The sequence below is a fragment of the Flavobacterium sp. CECT 9288 genome, from assembly GCF_918731615.1.
In the GTDB taxonomy this organism is placed as follows: Bacteria; Bacteroidota; Bacteroidia; order Flavobacteriales; family Flavobacteriaceae; genus Flavobacterium.
In genome coordinates, this window is sequence record NZ_OU957226.1 from 2,467,627 (window position 1) to 2,492,130 (window position 24,504).

18 protein-coding genes are annotated in these 24,504 nt (G+C 32.7%); 6 read left to right on the forward strand and 12 right to left on the reverse strand.

Going from position 1 to position 24,504, the window contains the following annotated elements; all coding sequences use genetic code 11:
* Positions 1 to 431 precede the first annotated feature (431 nt).
* The 5 genes from LQ189_RS10920 to LQ189_RS10940 all read left to right on the forward strand — a co-directional run bounded on the left by LQ189_RS10920 (position 432) and on the right by LQ189_RS10940 (position 8,288).
* Positions 432 to 1,742, forward strand: a complete 1,311-nt coding sequence (locus tag LQ189_RS10920) for a TolC family protein (RefSeq protein ID WP_230156779.1) — start codon at positions 432 to 434, stop codon at positions 1,740 to 1,742.
* 83 nt (positions 1,743 to 1,825) lie between these two features.
* Positions 1,826 to 2,620: a hypothetical protein gene (locus LQ189_RS10925; protein ID WP_230156781.1), complete on the forward strand. Its 795-nt coding sequence runs from the start codon at positions 1,826 to 1,828 to the stop codon at positions 2,618 to 2,620.
* Positions 2,621 to 3,366: 746 nt separating this feature from the next.
* The gene (locus LQ189_RS10930; protein ID WP_230156783.1) at positions 3,367 to 4,800 is read left to right on the forward strand and encodes a hypothetical protein; all 1,434 of its coding nucleotides are present in this window, start codon (positions 3,367 to 3,369) and stop codon (positions 4,798 to 4,800) included.
* On the forward strand, positions 4,793 to 6,997 hold the full coding sequence (locus LQ189_RS10935; protein ID WP_230156785.1) for a peptidase domain-containing ABC transporter: 2,205 nt from the start codon (positions 4,793 to 4,795) through the stop codon (positions 6,995 to 6,997). Before LQ189_RS10930 ends, LQ189_RS10935 begins: the two co-directional genes overlap by 8 nt.
* A complete protein-coding gene (locus LQ189_RS10940; RefSeq protein WP_230156793.1) occupies positions 6,981 to 8,288 on the forward strand; it encodes an HlyD family efflux transporter periplasmic adaptor subunit in 1,308 nt (435 codons plus the stop codon). The genes LQ189_RS10935 and LQ189_RS10940 overlap by 17 nt, the downstream gene beginning before the upstream one ends.
* A 1,161-nt stretch (positions 8,289 to 9,449) precedes the next feature.
* Here the strand turns inward: LQ189_RS10940 and LQ189_RS10945 are convergent.
* Both LQ189_RS10945 and dinB read right to left on the reverse strand, forming a co-directional pair.
* The gene (locus LQ189_RS10945; protein WP_230156801.1) at positions 9,450 to 12,509 is read right to left on the reverse strand and encodes a DNA polymerase III subunit alpha; all 3,060 of its coding nucleotides are present in this window, start codon (positions 12,507 to 12,509) and stop codon (positions 9,450 to 9,452) included.
* 312 nt (positions 12,510 to 12,821) lie between these two features.
* Positions 12,822 to 13,982 (reverse strand): DNA polymerase IV, encoded by a 1,161-nt coding sequence (dinB, locus tag LQ189_RS10950; RefSeq protein WP_182651288.1) that lies wholly within the window; start codon positions 13,980 to 13,982, stop codon positions 12,822 to 12,824.
* Positions 13,983 to 14,071: 89 nt separating this feature from the next.
* Between dinB and LQ189_RS10955 the strand changes: the two genes are divergently transcribed.
* The gene (locus tag LQ189_RS10955) at positions 14,072 to 14,836 is read left to right on the forward strand and encodes a LexA family transcriptional regulator (RefSeq protein ID WP_230156803.1); all 765 of its coding nucleotides are present in this window, start codon (positions 14,072 to 14,074) and stop codon (positions 14,834 to 14,836) included.
* Between the two features lie 80 nt (positions 14,837 to 14,916).
* On the opposite strand, the gene LQ189_RS10960 is transcribed toward LQ189_RS10955, so the two are convergent.
* The 10 genes from LQ189_RS10960 to LQ189_RS11005 form a co-directional block, all read right to left on the reverse strand.
* Entirely contained in the window at positions 14,917 to 16,272 is a 1,356-nt protein-coding gene (locus LQ189_RS10960; RefSeq protein ID WP_230156811.1) for an AMP-binding protein, read from the reverse strand.
* Entirely contained in the window at positions 16,259 to 16,840 is a 582-nt protein-coding gene (locus tag LQ189_RS10965; protein WP_230156813.1) for a hypothetical protein, read from the reverse strand. The genes LQ189_RS10960 and LQ189_RS10965 overlap by 14 nt, the downstream gene beginning before the upstream one ends.
* Entirely contained in the window at positions 16,833 to 18,590 is a 1,758-nt protein-coding gene (locus LQ189_RS10970; RefSeq protein ID WP_230156815.1) for a hypothetical protein, read from the reverse strand. The genes LQ189_RS10965 and LQ189_RS10970 overlap by 8 nt, the downstream gene beginning before the upstream one ends.
* Positions 18,583 to 19,554 carry a hypothetical protein gene (locus tag LQ189_RS10975; RefSeq protein WP_230156817.1) on the reverse strand — a complete coding sequence of 324 codons (972 nt, stop codon included), beginning with the start codon at positions 19,552 to 19,554 and terminating at the stop codon, positions 18,583 to 18,585. The genes LQ189_RS10970 and LQ189_RS10975 overlap by 8 nt, the downstream gene beginning before the upstream one ends.
* Positions 19,542 to 21,134 carry an AAA family ATPase gene (locus LQ189_RS10980; protein ID WP_230156819.1) on the reverse strand — a complete coding sequence of 531 codons (1,593 nt, stop codon included), beginning with the start codon at positions 21,132 to 21,134 and terminating at the stop codon, positions 19,542 to 19,544. Before LQ189_RS10980 ends, LQ189_RS10975 begins: the two co-directional genes overlap by 13 nt.
* Positions 21,135 to 21,157: 23 nt before the next feature.
* Positions 21,158 to 22,171: an AAA family ATPase gene (locus LQ189_RS10985; RefSeq protein WP_230156821.1), complete on the reverse strand. Its 1,014-nt coding sequence runs from the start codon at positions 22,169 to 22,171 to the stop codon at positions 21,158 to 21,160.
* Complete coding sequence (pnuC, locus tag LQ189_RS10990; RefSeq protein WP_230156823.1) at positions 22,146 to 22,718, reverse strand: nicotinamide riboside transporter PnuC; 573 nt, start codon at positions 22,716 to 22,718, stop codon at positions 22,146 to 22,148. The genes LQ189_RS10985 and pnuC overlap by 26 nt, the downstream gene beginning before the upstream one ends.
* A 445-nt stretch (positions 22,719 to 23,163) precedes the next feature.
* Complete coding sequence (locus LQ189_RS10995) at positions 23,164 to 23,316, reverse strand: hypothetical protein (protein ID WP_230156825.1); 153 nt, start codon at positions 23,314 to 23,316, stop codon at positions 23,164 to 23,166.
* A gap of 30 nt (positions 23,317 to 23,346) precedes the next feature.
* Positions 23,347 to 23,493 (reverse strand): hypothetical protein, encoded by a 147-nt coding sequence (locus LQ189_RS11000; protein ID WP_230156839.1) that lies wholly within the window; start codon positions 23,491 to 23,493, stop codon positions 23,347 to 23,349.
* A 156-nt stretch (positions 23,494 to 23,649) separates the two neighbouring features.
* Complete coding sequence (locus LQ189_RS11005; RefSeq protein ID WP_230156852.1) at positions 23,650 to 24,408, reverse strand: LytTR family DNA-binding domain-containing protein; 759 nt, start codon at positions 24,406 to 24,408, stop codon at positions 23,650 to 23,652.
* Positions 24,409 to 24,504 lie beyond the last annotated feature (96 nt).

Sequence of the window (24,504 nt, forward strand, 5' to 3'; positions counted from 1 at the left end):
TTTAATATTTGCAAATTATATTATTTTTTGAAAAGAATTTTTATACTAATTTAAATTTAGGCTTTGATCAAATTACTTAATTTATTAGTTGTAGTTGGTTAAAGCCAATATTAAAGATTTAATAATTTATTTACATTTTAGTAAATTATTTTATTTTTTTTTAATAATAAAAAGCTTATATATTTGCATTTTTTTAAAACTATAAAGTTTTTCAAAACATGAATTATATATTTTTTTGATAATTTTTGAGTGATAACGTATAAATAATTTTGCAACAAACCTCTTTTAGCGGATATATAAAGTTGATATAAAAGACAAGTATAATTGAATAAATGAACAAAATATATTTAATAATATTTTTTCTGTGCTTAATCACATGTAAAATAGGTGCACAGACAATAATAACAATTGATGAAGTGAATAAAATAGTTATGAATCAATCAAATAAAGCAAAAATAATTGATAATAACTTTTCAAGATCTAATATAGAATCCAGTTTTTATAAAATATCATTACTACCTAAAATATCAACTTCGATTTCTTTTCCCTATCAAAGATCTATCTCAGAGGTAAACCAATCAGATGGTAGTCAAAAATTTATTGAAAGAAATTTTTTAAATCCATCCATAAACTTGAATATTTCACAAGTGGTGCCATTTACAGGAGGAAATTTTAGCATTACAAGTTCGCTAAATAACAATAGAGACTTTAACAATAAAACATCAAATTATTCCAGTAATTGGGCAAATATATCCTACCAGCAAACTATAAACGGATTCAATAGTTATAAATGGAACAAAAAAATAATACCATTGAATCAAAAACTAGAAACATCAAGTTTTATAAAAGAAAAAATAAAACTGAAACATGAAGTCTCTAAAATGTACTCAGAAGTACATGCCATACAGCTAAAAATAGACCTGACCAACCTAAACATAGCTAAAACTGAAAAGTTTCTTACTGAAATAGAAGAAAAATTGAAATTTGGGAGAGTATTAAAATTAGATGTAGACCAAGCCAAAATTACTTTGGAACAACTCAAAAGGCAATTAGATATTAATACTCGAGAACATGCAGCAGGAATAAAATCGCTAAAAAATATTTTAAACATTTCCAATGACGATTTGTATGTGCTTAAAGCAATCGAAGAACAAAATTATGAAATTGATAAAGAGGCTTTAAAAGAAGCGATACTAAAAAACAACTTTGAGTTGACAAAGACAATAAAACTAATTGAATTAGAATCTAACATTGATAAAATCAAAAAAGAAGGTGCTATTGGCTTGAATTTACAAGTGGGCATGGGACTTAATTCTGCAGCAAACAGTTTAGAAAATTTATATGACACACCAGCCCAAAGTCAGTTTGTAACCTTAGGTGCAAAAATCCCTATTTTAGATTGGGGCAAAGCCAAAAGTAATTATGCCATAGCAAAAATTGAAAAACAAAACATGGAATACAAATTGCAAGAAGAAGAAAAGAAACTGGTAGAACAAATTGACGATTTAGTAAACTATCACACATCGCTTAAATCGCAAGTAAGTTCGTTGTCTATGCAATCAAAATTATCAAATAGTGTTACCGAAATGTTATTTGAGCTTTTAAAATTAGGACGAAAAACAATAACAGAGTATAAAGCACAACTGGTAGAAACCTATAATATTACCATAGAACATCAAAAAGCCATAAACAACCTATACTTATTAAAACTCAAAATAGACGAAATTACATTAACACTTTAATATATAAAACTATGATTAAAACAATGCAAAAAAGCAGAAAAAAAATGTCAAATTTATCTCTAGATATTGAGATAGTAAACCCTGTGGAGAGTAAGAGCCTTTTTGGAGGTTGTGTGAATACTTCATATTGTGACTGCGGTCCAATGGACGGTATGCAATGGGGCGGTCAATCATTAAGTGCTTTTATTGGTGGGGGGAGTTCTAGTAATATGTTTTCCAATACAAATTACATTTTAAATGGAGGATATCATTCCGACTGGAATATGTCTGGTTCATACTATTCGGGGGGCAATTCAGGGGGCAATTCGGGGGGCGGATCTGGGGGCTCATCGGACATGACCGACTGGCTTGATTTTAATGGAGATGGGGTACATGATAATATAGATCCATACGGTTTGACTTATTTACCAGCAACTGTTGAACAACAATTAGGTTCAGGTTCAATAGGAGCATCTGTTAATTTTGCAATGGCCTTTATGTCAAGCTATTTAGGACATCCAATTACTGGTGCAGATATGGCTATTCGTAATGCTCAATTTTTGAATATAACTGTCCAAGAAGCTTTGAATAGTGATTTAAGTTTTGATCAAGTTGTAACATCAATGTCATCATATTTCCAACTTACTGCATTATCATCTGCTAATGAAATAGCTAATGCAGTTAACAACACTAATCATGGAGTATTTGCAAGCCTTTATGTTCGTGACAGTCAAGGACAAACAATACAAGGTCTTTCGCATTCAGTTGTTATTGTAGAGTATAATCATTCATCAGGATTATTCACATGTGCTGATAGCACTACTGGCAGTTACATATATGTTGCTAACTCGGAAATTAACTATAGTTTTGGAGGGTTTGAAGTAACAGGATTACGTTAGACCAATATGCACAGTTGTCTGCTTGCAGGCAACTGTGTATACTTTTTAACTGAAGAATAAAAGTAAATGATGTATACGAATCAATATGGATTCTATATAAAAGATATAATAATTCAAAAAGTTGAACATATAAAAAAACAAATAAATTATTTTTGAAAACGCAAAAGTATTACATGTGTATCACACGGAGCTTGATAGTAATGATAAAAAAAAATTAATTCAAAAAAAGGATAGTTTTTTTGAATGTTGGTCGTAAATATTCCTTATTATTAGATAAATCAAAATTATTTAAAAACAAACCCTGAATCAAGATATTAATGAGTTAATTAAAAACAAACTCAATCCAATAAAACATTTCTAAAATAAAGTATATGATATAGATTTTAAGTTTAAGACTTATTTCATCTAAAACAAAAATAGGATAAACCAAAAATAAATACTTATTAACGGGGGTTATTATTCCTAATACTTTAAATATACTTTATACAGAATTTATTAGAACTTTTAACCAATAAAAAATTTCAAAACTGTAAAATCTACATGAATTTATCTAACTATTTTATAAATATGGTAGTTTGCTAAAAATAAATATGAATACAATAGTATCGAAATATTTAAAAAAGAGAAATCTGACAGTAAAAAAAGTTTAAATAAAATTAAGAATATGATTAATATTTCGAAAACGAATTTAGACTTTTTGATTGCCCTCTTGACAAAACCGTCAAAAGATAAACGATAATTAAATAATGAATCCAAAACTAATCCATAATTTTCTAAACCAATATTTCCCCAACATAGAAGGCGTACTTCTATTTGGTAGTTATGTTATCAATCCTGAAAAAGCAAACGATGTCGATTTATTGCTTATTAGCAATAAATTTGTCTCATCAAGCGAAGAGTCATATATTTTTGAGAATGTAAAGTTTAACCCAATTAAAATTAATCCTTCACAAATTTTTGATGTGTTTTCAATAAACTATAAGCAAGGTGAATTTTATAGAATTGTTTTTCAAGAAGGTATAGCTTTTGTCGATAAAAATAAAGATATCGATTTTATTAAAAAGTACATTTCAAATTCGCATCCTAAAACGAGGCAAAATGATTTGGCATTAGCCTTAAATGATGTTTTATTAACACTGACAGAAAACACCACTTTTCTTAAAAAAGAATTGCCACCTATTGAGTTTTATATGGTAGCGGCAGATGCTATATCAGGATTGTTAGATTATTTTTTGGTAACAAAAGCTATATATCCTAATAAGTCTCTCAAATTAAAAAGTAGGTTTGTAAACACAAATATGCCTATTGAAAACGACAGAATTCAAAATTTAATTAATTATTCACAAAAGAATAATCAAAATAAATTTTACTCTGAGTTACTTGTTTTAGTAAATGATTACAATATTCCTATTGATGGTAAATATTCAAACGATTTAATACTTGACGATTATTCACAACCGCAATTGGTTTTATTCATAGAAAATCTATTCTCTTTTGAAGATATAAAAGAAATTATTGCCAAGATTAAAACCGAAAACAATAAAATAGTATTCCATATTTATCAAGTAGACGAAGACAATCAAGAAAAAGTGGGATGTTATATTGTTTTTGAAAATACTGACACAATTGTCGAAAAAAACAAACAAAGATGGGTTGATTTTATAAAAAGTAATTTTGAGAAATACCAATATACTTTTCCATACAACAATATGTTTTGCTTCCCTGAAATAAAATTTATGGGAAAACAAAATGAAAAAATAGTCAATCAATTATTGATTGAATGGATCAGTTTTATTCAAAAGAAATCCTTATCAAAAGAACTATTTTTAGCCAGTTTTCTAAAAAGTTATACTTCAAAAACAAATACTAAAATAGATGATGTTTATAATTTTTATCTGGGTAAATTAAATACTAAAAGTCGTTCTTCAAACTATTTCAATAACAAAATAAAAGAAACGGAAGCTCATTTTTTTGGAGCGAATAAAGAAGCTGAAAAAAAATTAATCTCAATATTTACAACTATTCAAAAAGAAATTAAAGCAATAGATTTTACAGTGATTGAAAATGCACCTATATGGATTCATTTTCAAGTGATTGACCGATTAATAAGTACTCTTCTAAAAAATGATTTTGAAAAATTATTTTATATCAATTGTTACAAAAAATCTTCACATGCATAAATTCCCCAATTATATACAACTAGACAGCAAAGATTGTGGACCAACTTGTATACAAATAATAGCAAAACAGTATGGTAAGTTTTTATCCTTGCAAGATATAAACGAATATTCGGCAGTTTCTAAAGAAGGATTATCACTTCATGAGTTGGGTTTAACCGCTGAAAGATTGGGGTTAAAATCGTTAGCAATCAAAGCCACTTTATCAAATTTATTAGAAGAAATTCCCTTGCCTTGTATTGCTCACTGGAAAAATGAACACTACATAGTTATTTACAAAGTAACAAAAAGTTACATTTATGTTTCTGATCCGCAATTGGGCTATTTAAAATATAATCATGATGAATTTTTAAAAGACTGGATTAAGCCAACAGAAAAGGAATCAGAAAAAGGAGTCTTACTATTGCTTGAACCCACAGACAAGTTCAACGATATTAAACCATCTGCAAATCCTTCAAAAATATATGCTTTCAATTATTTTATAAGTCATTTAAAACCTTATAAAACCCAAGCAATGCAATTGCTCTTAACTATGTTCGCATTAACATTGCTTCAAGCAGTGCTGCCATTTATCACTCAATCTATTGTTGATACTGGAATTACTACCAAAGATTTTAGTTTCATTATCTTGCTTCTTATTGCCAATATCGTTTTAGTCATCAGCGTAAGTTTAGGTAACTGGATTAGGCAATCTATCAATATTCACATATCCTCACGAATTAAAATTTCGATACTTTCCAATTACATTATAAAACTGTTAAAGTTGCCCCTCACCTATTTTGAAAACAAATTAGTAGGTGATATTTTCCAGAGAGCATTAGATTATGATAGAATGGAAAGTTTCATTATGAATTCTGCTTTCAATATTATTCTAGCATTTTTCAATCTTTTTGTATTTGGTATTATTCTTTTTATTTATCAACCTATATTACTCGCTGTTTTTTTTGTCGGAGCATTTTTATATATTTCTTGGACATTGTTTTTTTGGAACGTTCGAAAAAAAATGGACATGGAATATTTCTCTTTAAAATCAAAAAACAACAGCCATTGGATAGAACTTCTAACACATATTCAAGAAATTAAAAATAACAATTACGAGCAAGGCAAACGGTGGTCGTGGGAAAAAATACAAGTTAAATTGTATAATATTAATCTTAGAATATTAAAAGTAAACCAAGTGGATTCTGTAGGAAGCAATTTAATTAATACATTAACAGATGTGGCACTGACTTTTCTTACTGTATATTTTGTAATAGAAGGCGAAATGACACTGGGGATGATGATTGCCGTACAATATATTTTAGGACAACTAAAAGGGCCTCTTTCAGAAATAATTCAATTTATTTCATCTTATCAATCAGCGTATATCAGTTTTTTAAGAATAAATGAATCCAGCAACACACCAGACGAACAAATTGAAGAAAAAATAGCCTATCGAGAGTTACCAAAAAACAAATCCTTAGAATTAAAAAGCGTTTATTTTAAATACAACAACTCGGCTAACTATATTTTAAACAACATTAGTTTAAAAATTCCAGAAGGAAAAATAACGGCAATAGTTGGTGCAAGTGGCAGCGGCAAAAGCACATTACTCAAAATATTGTCACGACTATACCTGCCAACATCGGGTGAGTTTTTAATTGGCGATATCAATATGTTAACCGTCGATTTAAGTGCTTGGAGAGATAAAACAGGCGTCGTAAATCAAAACTCAGAAGTTTTTAAAGAAACACTAAAAGACAATATTATTTTAAGTAAGGAATATGATATTGATAAATTTTCCGAAACGACCAGAAATGCAAACTTATCGCAAGAAATTGAAGGATTGCCTTTAGGTTTCAATACTTTGATGGGAGAAAATGGCAGAGGATTGAGCGAAGGTCAAAAGCAAAGAATCATGATTGCAAGAGCTTTATACAAAAATCCTGATTATTTATTTCTAGACGAAGCGACCAATTCATTAGATTCAATCAATGAAAATATCCTTGTGAACAACTTGAATGAAGTCTTTAAAGACAAAACAGTTATTCTAGTAGCCCACCGACTGGCAACCATTAAAAATGCCGACAACATAATTGTACTTGACAAAGGGTATATTGTCGAAATGGGAACTGAGAAAATGTTACTATCAAGAAACGGATATTATTCCAGATTATTTAAAAACCAAATGATTTTAGAAAAAGATGAGCTCCAAAATTAAATACTCGGAAGAATTTGCAGATACTGTAAATAAATTTCCAAAATTCAATGCAATATTACTGTATTCACTTTTAGTCATTATAATTGTTTCTTTTACACTTTTAGCCATTATTAAATCGCCTGAAATTATATTGGGCGAAGCCCAAGTAACAGCAGTAAAACCGCCTATTGAATTGGTTGCGCAAAACTCAGGAAAAATAATTCTTAAAGAATTTGCTTCTCATAAAGTAATGAAAAAAGATGATTTTCTTGCTGTGATTGAAAACCCAGCAAATGAAGAAGATGTAAAGGAATTAAAAAATGTTTTGAAGAAATTTCAAAGTAACATTTTAGAATTAAAAACAAAAGATATAAGTTTTGCTTTAAGCAGTCAACTTGGCGAAATCCAGGAATATTACCTTAATTTAATTAATGTATTACATAGCTGTGAAGATGCGAGAGAACATCCTGAAAACGATGCGAAAAAAATGCTGCTGAGTAAACAAATTGGCAAATATTATGAAATGTTAAACCAGCGAGAAGCCATTAAAGAAATCAAAAAATCAGATATTCAATTGGTAAAAAACAAGCTAGTTGAAGATTCCATCCTTTTTTCAAAAGGATTAATTCTAAAAGGCGAATATGAACAAACAAGCAGAAATTATTATAGGGAAAAAGAAAATTTAAAAGCTTATGAGTCAAAAGACATTGAAAACAAGTTTAGTATAAACGATAACAAACAAAATATTAGCATTCTAGACCTCGAAAAAAACGAAAATATAACCCATTCAGAAATGAAGTTGATCAGCTCATTTCAACAACTTTTTCAAGCCATAAACTTTTGGGAATCCAAGTATGTTTTTAAAGTACCGCAAGATGGTGAGGTCGATATGATGCAGTTTGTTACATCTTATCAATTTATAAAACAAGGCGATCCTATTTTTAGTATTTTGCCTAATGATAATAAAGTTGTAGCCCATCTAATTGTTCCTCCACAAGGAGCTGGCAAAATAAAAATTGGTCAAGATGTGATAATTAAATTAGCAACTTATCCTTACCAAGAATTTGGTAAACTTGTTGGTAAAGTTAAATCTATTTCACTTATACCTACTCAAAATTACTATTTAATTGTAGTTGATTTACCAAATGGTTTAAAAAGTGACACTAATCAGAATTTATCATTTTCAAAAAATATGGTAGGTTCTGCAGAAATTATTACTGAAAAAAGGAGTTTGTTGTCAAAATTATTTAATAAAATAATTTCTACTTTTGATAAAAAACCAATTGATAATAAAGAAAATCAAAAAACATAATATTTATTAGACACGGTTGGTTTTCTTTAATTTTTTTTTTCCTTTTTTGCTCTTCTTCTCGGTAATCATTGATATAACTTTTCAAGTAGTAGTTTCGGGATTTAGAGAAACTCAACAATTGCCCCTAAAAATAAGCATAGAATTAAATTTTCTTTAATCGGTAATAAACAACATGAAGGGGGCGTGCGATGGTAGTATTATATATTGACAATTAATGTAAATATCGAATAACCCATCACTTTGCGAACCACTTTAGTTTAAAAATACGGTAAACAGTAATACGATGGTGTGCGAAACGCACGCTATCGATTTGTGACAGAACTGTCTATCCGATTATTAGTTAGGCTTAATTTATTCTTCAAGATTAATACTTTGAATTCACTTCCGGGAGTGGTCCAAATATTCGTGTTACAATTTGTTTCCAATTTCATACTCACTGTCTATAGAATTTTCGCGGTAACGTCTATCGATAATCCAAAATTCATAAGAATTACTTAACATTTAGAAAATTAATCCTATCCTAATGATGTTTTCTTTACTTATTATCTTTGAATTAGTCAAACACAATAATTTTCTAACAATGAGTTACATATTGGCAATTTATATTTCCAAAGAATACATATATAATTGTAAAAAAGCAATTAATACGAAAAAGAATTTCTTGCGTTTTCTTCTTTTTTCAGCATTATTTAATTTGTTATAATCTTTTCTTCTTCTTGACATTTTAAATTATCTTAAAATGAGATTATTATAAAATTTTTTACTGGGATTATTAATTAACTATCTACCAACTTCAATTTATCATAAAAGCTCCGTTTTGCTATAATTTCAGTGTAAACAAAGTGTATTTAAACTACAAAAAAATATCTTTCTATAAAAACTAACTTCTTGTTTTACGCGAATAACAGAGCGGCAAAAGCCTAAAAATGCATCGTATGAACATGAAAAATAAGGTCCGAATTTTTAAATATTCTTTGAACTCAATTGAGTCAATTGGGTTCAGGATCCCAGGTAAGTTGTATACGGTGAAAAGCAAAAAACCTTAACATCAGGAATTTATTTGGTGGCTTGAATTACATATTTTATCGATGTATAGTACTTCGTTAGTGCATCCTTTAAACTTGACTGTTAAAACGGTCACTATACTTCTTTGCGGTTTTATTACTCCTTGACCATCTTTATTCTTGGTAAATTGATTTCGTGTTCTTGCGGATATGGAGCTCGTTCGGTGGTGCTAATATCGCCTCGCAGTTGTTCTGTTGCCTTAAATTGAAGTGTTTTTGAATTGGCATATCGTGGATCAGGCTTAAAAGGCATTTTGGCCATTTTTGAAACAGTAATGGTTGGAAAATGATAATCTACCTCAACCGTACCCAAAAGTAAATAGCATCCACCGCCTTTGAACGAATAGTTGATAAGGCTTTTAGGAAAATGTGCTGTGTCAAAATAATCGCCATTTGCATCAATCCAAGTGCCAAAAAACATCATTCCCATTTTTGTAGGGACTTGTTTTATAGATACTAAGTAAGCAATCAATTTTACTTCTTTCTTTAGGTAATTAATGAGGTTATTGGCTAAAATACCACTCTTGAATTTAGTTTCTAATAAATCAAATGGTGAACACGAAACAGGAAAACTCAATAATTCAATTTCATCAAAAGCATCTTCTAAAATGGAACGTTCTATAATTGGAAACTTGTATTCCTTAGTGGGTTCTTCAATTAGTAAAGGAGTATTTACCTCCAGTTTATGATGTATCAAAAGCATTCGTGCCTCGATAATTAATTGACTTTTTGTTTTGCCAATACACCTGAAGGCTCCAATAAATATTAATGTTTGGATACTTTCTAATCCTGATGGAACTCTGGTGATGAAATTTTCAATCGATTTGAATGCACCATTTTTTTCTCGTTCAGCAACAATATTGAAAATATACTCGCTGTTTAGATTCTTTAAAAGCATAAAACCCAAATACACATCTGTTCCATCAACGGTAGTTTGATAAACGCTTTTGTTGATACACGGATTGTGTATCGTTGCGCCACTCATTTTGGCTTCGTGAATGTAAATTTCGGGTCTGTAGAAACCACCACCATTATTGATAGCCGCTACCATAAACTCAATACCGTAGTAGGTTTTTAAATATAAGCTTTGGTAACTTTCTACGGCATAACTTGCCGAATGCGCTTTACAAAAAGAATATCCTGCAAAGCTTTCTATTTGTCTGTAAACCTCTTCACTCAGTTTTTCTGGATGCCCTTTGGCTTTGCAAGAAACAAAAAATTGGTTTTTTACGGATTGCAATTCTGCTAACGAACGTCCTTTTCCACTGATGGCTCTTCTGAGAATATCGCCATACGCAGCAGTCAACCCGCCATAATGCAACGCAATTTTAATTACATCTTCTTGATAAACCATGACACCATAGGTTTCGCCCAACTGCTCTTTGAAAACCTCATGAAAATATTCAAATTTATCAGGATTATTGTGCCTAAAAATATATTCTCGCATCATTCCACTTTGAGCCACTCCAGGACGAATGATGCTTGACGCGGCAACTAGTGTCTTGTAATTGTCGCATTTTAAACGTCGTAACAAACCACGCATGGCGGGACTTTCTATATAAAAGCACCCTAAAGTTTTACCAATACTGAGCAACTCATTGCATTTGGCTTCGTTTTTAGACAATGAAGTATCCGTGATATCCACTTTAATTCCTCTGTTTTTTTCAATAATTTTAACGGCTTCATCAATGGTGCCCAAACCACGCTGACTTAGAATATCGAATTTTTCAAAGCCTATATCTTCGGCCACATGCATATCAAATTGCACAATTGGAAAGCCTTTTGGTGGCATTTCTAGTGCAGTAAAATTGGTAATTGGTTCTTCCGAAATGATGATGCCGCAGGAGTGCATGCTTCTTTGATTTGGATATTTCTCTAGCATCATTCCGTATTCTTCGACATATTTTACCACCGAATTACTCTCTCTTTGTCGTCCTTTGGCTTTAGATAATCCATCCAATTCGTCTTTAGACAGTCCAAAAACTTTACCCACTTCTCTAAAAATAGATCGGTATTTGAATTCTACATTTGTACCACAAAAGGCTACGTGATTTGGATCAAAACGCTTAAAAATATATTCTAAAATAAAATCACGTTCACGCCAAGACCAATCGATATCAAAATCTGGTGGCGATTTTCGGTTTTCATTTAGGAATCGTTCAAAATATAAATCGAGTTCGATAGGACAGATGTCTGTAATACCAAGACAATAACTCACGATACTGTTGGCACCACTACCACGTCCTACATGCATAAAACCTTGACTTTTACTGTATTGTATAATGTCCCAAGTGATTAGAAAATAACCACTAAAGTTTAAATCGTTGATTACTTTTAGTTCTTTTATTACGCGAGCTTGCGCTTCTTTGTTCGAGTTTCCATAGCGTTTTACTAAACCACTTTTTGCTAAGTTTTCTAATAATAAGCGGTCGCCTTCTTTGCTTTTGGTGTAGAATTTTTTGTTTCGAGGCGTTTTAAATTCAAATTCAAAATTGCATTCTTCAATAAGTAATTCGGTATTTTTTATAATTTCTGGATACTCACTGTACTTTTTAAGCAACTCCTCTGGGCTTATCAGTATTTCAGAAGTTTTGCAAATGTCCTCTTCGGTTAATTTTGACAATAAGGTGTTGTTGTCTATGGCACGCAGAATTCTATGTAAGTTAAATTCCTTTTTGGATCTAAAAGTAACGGGTTGCAGGATTACCGCTTTTTGAATGATCGGTTTCCATTCGGTTTTGAATAATTTTATAACTTCTTCTGGTCGAATGCCAATGTATTCAAAATTTCGTAACTCGTTAGGCATATTAGTTGTTGGATAGATCACAAATACATTTTCAAATACTGGCGCAACCTCTGGCAAATGTGTTTTGGATAGATTATGCTGGGTTAGAAAACGACACATTTCGCCAATGCCTTTTTGGTTTTTGGCTAAGCCAATAAAAAGCAATCTGTTGTTTTGTCTGAACTCAACACCCACAATGGGTTTTATGCCAACTTCTTTGCATTGTTTTGTAAAATCATAAATACCAGTTACCGTATTAATATCGGTCAATGCAACTGAGGTAAGGCCTGAAATTTTAGCTTGTTGAACAAGTTCGTTCAACGGAATTGTTCCGTAACGCAAGCTATGATAAGAATGGCAATTGAGATACATTGTGATTGAAAATTAACAATTTTTGATTTATAGTTTTTTGCATTAGGGAAATGTCATTAGGTTAAGAAGGAAAAAAAATAGCACGCAGATTCAACAGATTTTAACTGATTTTTTTGCATAAATCTGCGAAATCTACGTGAAAACTAAAAGAGTAATTCCTTGACTTAATAACATTGTGCGTTAGGGATGGAAGCGGCATCCTTTTGTGCAGCGCTAGCGGAACAAAAGATATAGCGTACAGCCCGACCCGCCTTTTTCGGCGGGAAACGCCCAACTAACCCTGAACGTGCAACCTGACGAAGTAAATTTTTTTTACTTTGTTTTTTGTTTTATAATGGTGCCTGAACATCGTGAAACCGCATCAAAACCAAACCTATTTTTAATTTTGTCAATGGCTTGGTAGAGCGATAACAATTCTGTTGTGTCTTCAAACATATTGATTTGATAGGTACCACGAACCAATCCTGTGAACCGTATTCCCACCAACCGCAAGCGCATTCTTCTGGTGTACACTTTCTCAAAAAGGTCTATTGCTGTTTTAGTTAAAATATGATCAAAAGAAGTGTATGGGATTTTAATTTGTTTGGTCTCTGTATCAAAATTATTGTACCGTATTTTAAGTACTACTGTTGATGCTAAAAACCCTTCTGAACGCAATTGATAGGATAGTTTTTCGACCATTCCTGTGATTAGAGATTTAATATTGTAAACGTCAATGGTATCGGTTTCAAAAGTATGTTCGGTTGAAATGGATTTTCTTTCGGTGTACGGTTCTACCGGATTATTGTCTATTCCGTTTGCTTTTTTCCAGATTTCCACTCCATTTTTACCAATCATTTGTTGTAAAACTTCGACGGGCATTTCGGATAGTGTTTGAATGTTTCTAATGCCAATTCTGGATAGTAATTGAAAAGTAACGTCGCCCAACATTGGAATTTTTTGAATAGGCAATGGATTTAAAAAAGGTTTTACATTAGCACCAATAATTTCTATTTTGCCTAAAGGTTTCGCTTCGCCAGTGCCAATTTTAGAAACTGTTTTGTTTACCGAAAGGGCGAAACTGATTGGTAAACCACTTTCTTTTAGAATTTTACTGGATAGTTCTGTGGTCCATTTGTAGCAACCAAAAAACTTATCCATTCCGGTTAGGTCTAAATAAAACTCATCAATGCTTGCTTTTTCAACAATTGGCGCTACTTCTTTTAAAATAGAGGTTACTTCGTGTGATTTATTTGAGTAGTATTCCATATCGCCTTTGATAACCGAAGCTTGTGGACAAAGGCGTAAGGCATATTTTATTGGCATTGCAGAACGGACTCCAAATTTTCTAGCCTCGTAGGAGCACGAAGCCACCACGCCACGATCAGAACTACCACCAACAATTAGTGGCAATCCTATTAATTGTGGATTTACTAATCTTTCGCAGGAAACAAAGAAGGTATCTAAGTCCATATGTACGATTGCTCTATTCATCATCATTTCTATTTTTATACATTACAAAATTAGTATAGATACTAACAAAATTTAGTATATTTGTTGTTACAAATTATAACAAAATAGCTATGTCTTTATTTTCTGATAATATTAGAAACCTTAGGGTACAACATAAAATTTCGCAAGAAAAGCTGTCGCAATCGTTAGGGATCACCAGGGGCCGATACGTGAAGTATGAAGATGGAACCTCTGAAGCTCCGTATGAAATATTGAAGAAAATCGCGTATTATTACCACATCAGTATTGACCTGTTGCTCTCTGTAGATGTTCGGAAAATTCCCGTAGATGATTTGTTGCAATTGGAAAATAACCGATTGGTGTTGCCCATTACGGTAGATAAAAAGGGAGAAAACTTTATAGAAGTTGTTACACAAAAAGTAAAAGCAGGGTATTTGAATGGATATGCTGATCCAGAATATATTGAAAGTCTGCAGCAAATATCCTTGCCATTTTTGGGAACTGGGAAGCACAGGGGTTTTCCGGTAGAAGGCGATTCGATGCCACCCCATGCAGATGGTTCTATCATCGTTGGGCGTTATGTAGAAAATTTAGGAGATGTTAATGATGGTAAAACCTATATACTGATCACCAAAAATGAGGGCATGGTTTACAAGCGATTGAATAAAAACAAAAAGAATGCACTTGTTGTTTCATCAGACAACAGCTTTTATCCTCCTTATGAAGTCAAGGTTTCTTCTATCCTTGAGATATGGGAATACGTGTGTAACATTGGACTCACAGATGAAAAACAAGAATTAACGGAATCTGCCAGTATAAAGGACCTGTTTTTAGAGTTGAAAAGAGATATTAGTGATTTGAAAAATAAGCAGTAGTTGTGACTGAAAGCTATTCTAATTAAAGGAAATAAAGGAAATAAAGGAGTTCATACCTATGTAGGTAGCGGATATATTTTTTAATCAGTTATTAATTCTGACGAGTATAGTGATTTTTCTACCATATTATTTTGGGATATTTTTTGGATGTCTATTTGAATGTCAATGTCATTTTTAAAAATCACTTTCAATAATTCAAGAATTTCTTCCGAAGTACAATCGTTAGAATATCCTTTAAACTGAATTAGCTTATCTTTTGTTTGATGCATTTTGAAACCAGCCAAAGACAACCGAGACAAACCATTAGAAATATCGATATTGTTTATTTTCACGTTTGATTTTGTATAAAAAACTACTGGATTTCTTGCTTCTAAGTCAATTAGATGGGGAACGCCATTTTCTATTTTTAATCGGCAAAAATCGCCCGTTCTATAGCGTATTAATGGTAAAAAAGGATTGTTTCCTCCTGTAATCACTAATTCACCTCTTTCACCATTAGAAAGTTTAACATCTTCATGTTCCTCAAAAATTTCTAAATATAAATCGGGTCGGATTGCTTTATGCCCCATTTCTGTAGCGTATGCTATATTTCTGCATTCCGTCATCGAATACAGATCAATCACAGGGCATTTAAAATAATTTTCTAATTTATTTTTTGTGCCTTTTGTTAACTTCATTGCGGAAGATACTAGCGCCTTTGGACTCAATTGCGGCTTAAAATCCAACAATGCCATAAATGCTATTGGATCCCCAGTAAGAATTTGCGGATTGTATTTTTCCAGATATTTTTTAGCATCATCAGGATGGTTCCACTCTGATGGATTGAGGTTTATTTTTAAGATACCAGCTCCCTCTAAATAAGTTGATAAAGAGGCATACGTCAATGTTTTTTCTTGGGCACAGATCAAGGCGATGGCTGTTGTATTTTTGCCCTCGCTTATAGAAACATTAAAATCTTTTAGCACGGATTCTATTTGGGGCAACCAACTGGCTTGAGTAACGGCATCAAAGAGAACATCTAACTTCGGGCCCGTAGAACCTGAAGTATAGTACACTAATAATTCCTCTAAATTAGCTTCATTCGATACAAATAAATGAGGATATTTTCTGATATCTTCTCTAGAAATGGTTGGGGAAGCATTTAATTCCTCATCTCTATTTTGGTAAAACGGTACTGTTGTATGGCACCATTTTAAATAGTCATTTAGCCAAACTGGAGTTTGCCCTTCGTTCCAAAATATCTTTTCATCACAGTATTTCTTTTTGTAAGACTTCACTTTTGAAAGTTGCACTGCATCTAAACGATCACCACTTTTAAAATTAAATTTTGGCGCAAGCGCATCTTGCTTAAGTGTATTTAAAAAACTTAAATCCTCAAGCAGCGGAAAACGTTCCGCGTCTGTTAATGCTATTTGCGGATCACTACTCTCGTCCATAGGTATTTGCTGCTTCTCTAGCTTTTTTTTCAGCCATCTCTTTTTTGATTTTCATAATTCTTTCATGTGCCTCGTAGGATTGTTTTAAAACTTTCTGCCGATCTGCACTGCTCAAAGAGGATAATTTATCTGCAGCTTCATCCTGATTTTCGCCTTCTGGAGTAATTTCACAACAATGTAATAATAAGCGAACCATTTCCTCTGCACGTTCCTCATCACTAATCCATTCCTTAAATTTCACATATAACGAGGCTTCACTTAATTCTTCAAACCAAAAATCATATAATTTATCTTCTATTAAAGCACTCTTTATAAAATTAGGATGACTCAGTAACCAAATCGAAATATGAATTGCGCGCCAATGGTTATCCTCTATGTACGCTAAATCAAAATTACTTGGTATCTTAAATTCTTTTTTTAAAAAATCGTTACAAACCAATCTATACGTATCACTAATTAAAGCTACCGAATTTAGACCCTCATTTTCAAGACTTGAAGAAGGTTTTAAAAAGATATCTGGACATTTCCTTAAATGAGTTACCAACTCAAAAACATCGTATTTAGACATAGGCATAATTTTGTTGTGAAAATTCAAATGCAAACTCTAAAAGTTCCGTTTCATTTGTAACGTAGTATACTTTCCAGCCCATTTTTTCTAATCGAATTACAAAATCTTTGTTGTAATCTGGATGAGAATGTAAGACCATAGTGCCATGGCCACCTGCATTTTTTAATGCCAATTCGGCTAATTCCCAATGTGTTTGTTTGGTTTGCGTATCAGAATCCAACATACTAAATATATCGTTGTCCGTAACGATTACAATATGCGATTTTTTAGTGGCTTCTTGTTCAAATGGTTTTCGCAAACGTTCTATTCCGTAGGCATAGCCTGTACCTAAATAAGAGGTTAAGGTTGTTAGTAGATCTGTTTCGTCTGTAATAAAACCATCTGTTTCCAAATAGTCGCCGGGCTCACCAGAAAGACATCCCATAACGGATGCTCCAGCACGCAAAGCAGATAATCCAATGATGGTGGCTGCCAAGACAGGCCATGAAAAATTTTGCTTTGGATTCATCATCGACCCCGAACAATCTATTCCAATGTAAACGTTTAAAGGACTTTCTGCAATGGCGTTGTCAGCATCTGAGCCGTAGGTTCTCTTTTGAGTAGTTAATCCTGGAATAAGAGCGGGCGATAAAATGGCAGATTGCAACCAATCTACTTCTTCAATGGCGTCGCCAATGTCCCAAGTTTCCAATCCCTCGGGTAAATCCAGGGACACATTTTCAGAAATTTCTACAGGAAAATCTATTAAATGAGGCAAAGCAATTTCTTTATAATAGGCGTTGATTAAACGCTGTTCATCCGCTTTTGGGTTGACTTGTTTCATCAAATCAATATAATTCCCCGGACCCATATATCCGTTCCTTGGTCCTTGACCACCCAATTCATTTTTTTCTGAACCTAAACTGTCACTTTTAATACCTTCGCCTTCTTGTAGCCCCAAAGCTTCTTTTCGCATATCAATTACCTCATCGTAGCCTTCTAGATCCAGTTCGGTCATACCAGAAATATCCATAGCACCCGCACCTGCATCTTCAGCGTCCAACAGTATTAAAATCTTTTTTCGAGCCTCTTGAAAGGTTTTGTCATCCATCAAATAAGGGTATACCATCACGGCAAAGCGACCACCACCGTGAATCCAATTCTTTGCATAACTTCTGATCAGAGAGGCTAATAATGAAGCATCTGCATCTATTTTTTTACTATGAAATGATAAATTAGTTGCTAATTCGCCCCGATTTAAACGCCATAAATATTCATAAGTTCGCATCATCAGTGTCCAAAACTCAGAAAAATTATCCTCTGAATTAATCGCTTGATACACTTTTGGCATTCTTAATTTATTGATGCGTTGTAATTTATCATTGATTAAAAAATCTGCATATAAATTAGATACCATCGGGGCTCTATCCTCAATACCTGGCAATGCAAAACGAATCCTATTCAATAAAATAGCATTATCGTATAAATTTGCAGGAGTAAAAATATGATGCCCTATTTCATGCGCCAATACTTCAATCGCATAATCTGTAATACCCCGCTCTACAATTTCTTCTATATTAATCACAATGCGATGATCTGTTAATCGAATCATTGCAAAACTGCCTGTAAGCCCCTCTCTTTTGGCCTCTTGATGGGATAAACACCAAATCGGTTCTTGCAAACGCAACAAAGGATTCCACTCCAACTTTGCTTGTTGCCAATGTGATTTCCACAAGGCTACTGTTTGTTCTATTTCGGTTAGATTAAGCATTTCCAAGACTGTATACGTATAAAAAATAGGAGTTTTGCAACGTAAAAAACAGAGTATCTTTTGTTGCTACGACAGATGAAATAGTACTTGTATCCATTTCTGCATTGACTTTTTCAATCCATTTTTCAGAGGTATCCAATTGCTTGGCCTTTGAAACAATATAGGCTGCATCAACAGCATTGGCAGGAAGTAAGACCTTGCCAAATTGATCTGCAAAAAGGGCATAACTACTTTTTGAATCGGAAACAAATATATGCTCTCCTATTTGTGCCAACCTTGGTGGATGTTCAAAATAACCCGTGGTACCCACAAAACCACCCTCTACTCCTTCAAAATTGGTATTTCTATTCGACCATGGATTTTCAAATAAATCATAGGCGGTTATATCTGAACTTAAGTTTTGTAAAATGGTATGTTGAAGGTTTTCAGAAAGGGCCGCATAATCTGCTTTTAAACGAGTTCTCATATGTGCCAAACCACATTTCCACGCATAAATACGTCCCACAATTTTAAAATCTTCTATGGTTTTGATTTCAATAGCACTGGATTCAATAAGTTTGCACCAGTCGCTTGTCTTTTCTGGAGCATAACTATGCAAATTTAAAAGTACATCATTCAACAATAAAATGGTTTTTATTGGAAATTTAACTACTAAGTTCGGTATTTTTGCCATTAGTAACCAAGCCGCTTTATATTCATCTTCATAACGGATTGCTAAACCACTTCCAATTAATTTCAATGTTTCCAGATACAGCGCTTTTACTATTTCATGTACTTTTTCTGAGACCGAATTTAGAGTCACTGTTGCTTCCACAATAGGTTCTACAACTTCAACGATCCAATTGGCTAACGTTTGAGAAGGGATAGTCCCGTATTTCATTTCGCTCTCCTTGTACCATTGATTGTATAACGCACTATTATCACTTAATTCTGCAATAAGTTGAGGAAGACTTATTTTTTCCATTGCAGCCATCTTTTGTAATTGGTATACCGTTGGTGTAGGTACTTTAATTTTAAAATATCATCTGCTCTGTAGCCGTATAACTTTTTCTCCTCAGACCATTTCTGAAGTTGCTTCTCAATACTCAATAGTCGGTTATCAATTTCTTTAGATGATATATTTTCAAGTCCTTTCTTAAATTCCGCTTCAAAAGTATCTACAGGATCATTACGATCTAAATCTTGACTCACATACTCATCGCACGATAAATCAAATAAGTTTCTCAACCATACTATTCGATCCACTCTATATACTTCATTCCCAACTTGGTCAAAAAATGGTGATTCTAGATGTGGCGTTAAAGTATCGTGTAAAACAAAAGGAAGGACCTGTCTGATGTCTTCTAATTCTACTTTTTTATTCCCTCTGAAATACGCCAATGCTTTAGAAAACATCAATAAAGTCATGATTTTTCTAACCGACAAACCGTTTTTCGCCTGTGAGCCTAAATCTTTAATTGGATCTTTTCCTGTTTCTTTTCTAAAAAGAGAACGCATATCCATGCCGGATAATTTTGCGGTGTCTTTGGTCATGTATTCCAATCGATTGGAAGCAGGTTCAAAAAATTCAAACTGGCGACAAAAAAACTCGATTCGTTTTCGTAATTGAGGATCTATTTTTACACCTCTAATCTGCTTGTTTATGATATTCAGCTCCTCTTCGGTAAAAATAATTTCTTCAGGAATTATAGCTTCTGGTTTGAAATTGAGTTCAATTCGCTGTAATAAATCATCAATGAACCGCGTATTGAAATGCATCGCTCTAATCACGATATCAATCCTGTCTTTTAAAGCTTCAATAACTTGGTACGTTCCTCCACCTGCGTCATCATTGGCGGTGAGATACCAAGCCCCATCTGGACATTCATAAATTTGATCGAATATTTCAGCATAATTATCTGCCAATACGGTTAATAAGGCCGATTGCGTTCTAGTTGGAATTCGATTGTATTCATCAATAATTTTTACCCGCATGCCCAACCATTTGCGCCAAGCAATTCTAATGTCGGACGTCTTTTCGGCCTTCACCATATCTGAAGGTAATGGATGTCCTAATAGATCTGAAATTGTCATTTGAGGTTGCCCATGCTGTATGGCACGCAATACATCTTTATTATCGTAACCGGCTAACAATCCCATCAAAACCGAAGTAGCTGTTTTTCCACGACCAGGACCGCCCACAATGAGACATTTTCCTCTTGCTGCTAAGTTCAGTAAAGGCATTAATACAAAACTAGAGTAGCTTTGGTCAGTCGGTAAATAAACTGGAACTTTACTGTCTCCAAATAAAAACTTTTTAGGATCACCCTCATTGAATTCGATATCATAATACGGACTGATGATGGCGGTGTTCGTGATCCAAAAATACGCTTGACGGAGTTTCTCATCTAGGGCTATTGAATTATCAGATTCATTTTGCGGAGTATCGCTTGAATACAAATCTTCTATTTGGAATTTATGTATATCCTTTTCCTCTTGCGGATTCGTTGGTGATTCTGGAACTTTCTTAAAAAATCCCATCGTTCTATTTAATAAATCAGACATAGTTCTATTTTGTTCTAAGTTACTTAAAATTTACTATATTCTTTAGCAGACAATACACTTGATACTTGTTCTATTCTTTCCTCAACAGTCCCATTAAGCATGTAATACTTAAGATTTCTAGTGTTCAAATCCTTGATAATTTTTTGTTGAAATGTTTTTCTTTTTACATCACCAGATCTATCCCAAGTATCATCATAAGGAATATCAGTATCACACACAAATATAATATCGTGTCTGCTTTCGGCTAGTTTTGCCAAATTTTCTAATTTTTCAAGGGCACACCCATGGTAATCTAACGAAAATAAGTAGGTAGTAATAGCATTGGTATCAGAAAACAAAAAGCGATTTGATTGTAACACCAAAGCATCTTCTCTTTCCAAATGAATTTCTGCAATTTTCAACAGATCTTCTAAGGTTAGTCTTTTATTTACTTGATGATTCTCCCAGTATTCTCTTCCGTATTCTGGCATCCACTGAGTATTAAAATGGGATGCTAATTTTTCGGCCAAAGTTGTTTTTCCTGTTGACGGAGCACCAAGTAGTACCACTTTTGTAATCAAATCTTTATAGACAATGGGATCCAAAAATTCTTTGTTTTTAAATGGATCTTTTCTGATTTCCGTTGCAGATATAGGAACACTAATTCGACTTACATCCACCTGCCTATTAATTGCCTTCAAGGATTTACTTATGTGCTCCCCATAAGGCTCACTGGAGTAAAAATGAGAGATGTTGCGATTGCCTAGAATAGTTGAAACATAGTCTTCTTGAATTTTCATGATTTCAGGCGTGTACCCACTATCATTAGGCGAATTTACACCTTCAATAACCGTTATATTTGGATATATTTTACGTATCCAAGAAGCTCTAGTTGTTAAAGGGATATTTAATATGGGATCATCATAAATAAGCACGATTAATTCATCCACCTCTTTTATCGCGGTTTCAATTACAAATTGATGCCCTTTATGAAAAGGAGCATACTTACCCAATGTCAGTCCAATTTTATATTCATTTCTCATGTGCAAACTCTTCATTATAAGCTTTTTTCCATTCCCAGTAACCCATGATGGCCATAATCAAAAAAAGTACATACAGCACTGCTGTAAAGTACAAACCTTTATAACTATATATGGTGATGCCAACCACATCGACTACTATCCAAAAGATCCAAGACGCTACTACTTTTTTTATCATCAAATATTGAGCAACCAAGCTTGCAACCATTATAAAAGCATCCTCATAAGGATAGGATGCGTCGGTTTTTGTTTGCATAGTGTAGCCTAAAAGCACGGAAGCTAGAATTGTTAAGCCAATCCAAAAAATTGCGTTTGTCAGCAATGTTAAGCGTAATTCACTCTGATTAGAACCTCCATATTTCCAATTGTACCAACCAAATCCTTGCAGAAATATATAAATAACATGCAATATCATATCTGAATATAATTTTGCTGTGTAGAAGACAAAGCAATACAGAATCACCTGAATTAAACCAAAATACCAGCAGATAATATTTTGCTTGATTGTAAAATAAACTGCCAAAAAACCGAAAACGGCACCAAAAATTTCTAAAGTTGTATCCATAATATATAATGCTAAAGATATAATAATGTGGGAAACTATTACAAGATGACGTATAACATTTGAAAAAAATGTCCCAACTCATTTATGAACTCATTTACAATTAGTAGCTCGAATGAATTTGCTAAAAAAAGGGGCGTAAAAAATTCGATCTTGTTTAATACTCTTTGACTTGCTTTCTGCTAGATGCTGGATAAATTTTACGGAGTTTCATTTCATTTTTTACTGCTATTGTTTTAGGGATTTGTATAGGTTTGTTATTTCTTTAAATTCTTTGCCTATAATATAATTCTGCATGCTATTGATATATCGCACAAATGAATTCACTTTTTAGAATTTTGTTTTTTTAATGTAGCAACTAAACATTGACAATGTAAAAAATAGAAACCTCCAAAACCTGTATTCAGATTATGGAGGTATTTAAATAGGTACTTTTAGAAAAACTAATCTACTTTTTTATCTTACTAGCCGATTGATTAGGATTCAATTGCTTACCCGTATTACCTTGATTTTGGGCAGACTGTTTATTTTGGCCAGCAGTACCTTTATTCGTATTTTGCATATTAGCTGCATTGTTTGCAGGGTTGATTTTTTTAGCCATTTTGTTTAGTTTTTTTTAATTGATTACGAATTACTTTTTTGGTGTGTTTCCTCTACCTAAACCAGATGGTTTCCCCGTTGTACTAGGATAATTGGGATTGGAATTACTCCTTGCCACTCCTGATGATTTTGAACTGTTCCCAGTGTTTGTTCCTGAATTTTGATTTGCATTTTTCATAATTTTTAATTTTAAAATTTACCTACTCTATCTAGCTTTTCGGCTTCCGCTTTTATTATGATTCAAAATTCAGGAATAAAAAAAGGCTGATATAATATAGAATCATATCAGCCCATATTGAGGAACAAAATCGGTTTTTAGGGCAGTAAGAGCAGTTTATTTTTTTAATTTCTTAATCAATGGCTGGTAATTTTCAGAAACTTGAAGTTGCTTTGTTTCTAATTTTCCTTGACTTGTAAAAACTTCTATCTCTATTGATTCGGTACTTTTGTGGTAGGCTTTAATGTGTTTTGAGTTTACACGAAACGATTTGTGAATGGTAATAAAATTAGCACTTAGCAATCCTTTTTCTTCCATTTTAGAAAATGAAAAATTGATTAGATTCTCGGGTTTACGATTTGTAAAGTGAATTAGTTTGTTGTTGGACTCAGAGCCGTTGTTTTTATCTGTGGACAGGTATACGATGCTATTAATGGCTATTTTATTGCGCTTCGTTGCTCCAAAATCCAAATGGATGAATGCTTCTTTTTTAAAAAGTTCAATCTCCTTCAAAAAGCGTTGTGTAGTTTTTATAAATTCTTGTTCTGTAAATGGTTTGGTGATATGATCCACACAGATATCGTAATCTCTTTTCAATCTTTCTATCTCTTTAATGTATTGCGAAGTATTACTGCTCACAAACATCACTGGTAATTTCAATTGAAAGGCTACTTCCATTCCAGTCATGTAGGAATCTCCCAAGTTTAGGTCCAAAAACAATATTTCTGGTTGTGAAGTTTTTACATTCTCTAGAAATGTTTTTGCAGAAACACAAGAAGACACCACCTCTACCCTACCAATACTTTCAAGCATTTGCTGGTTTAGTTGTAATTGTTCTTTATTATCGTCGAGTAAGGCGGCTTTTATTCTAGACATAATTTCAATTAATTATTTTAGTTTTGTTGATTTCTATATTTTGTAAATATTTGCATTGTGAAATTAAGTAAACAAAGTCGTAAGTTTTCTATCTTT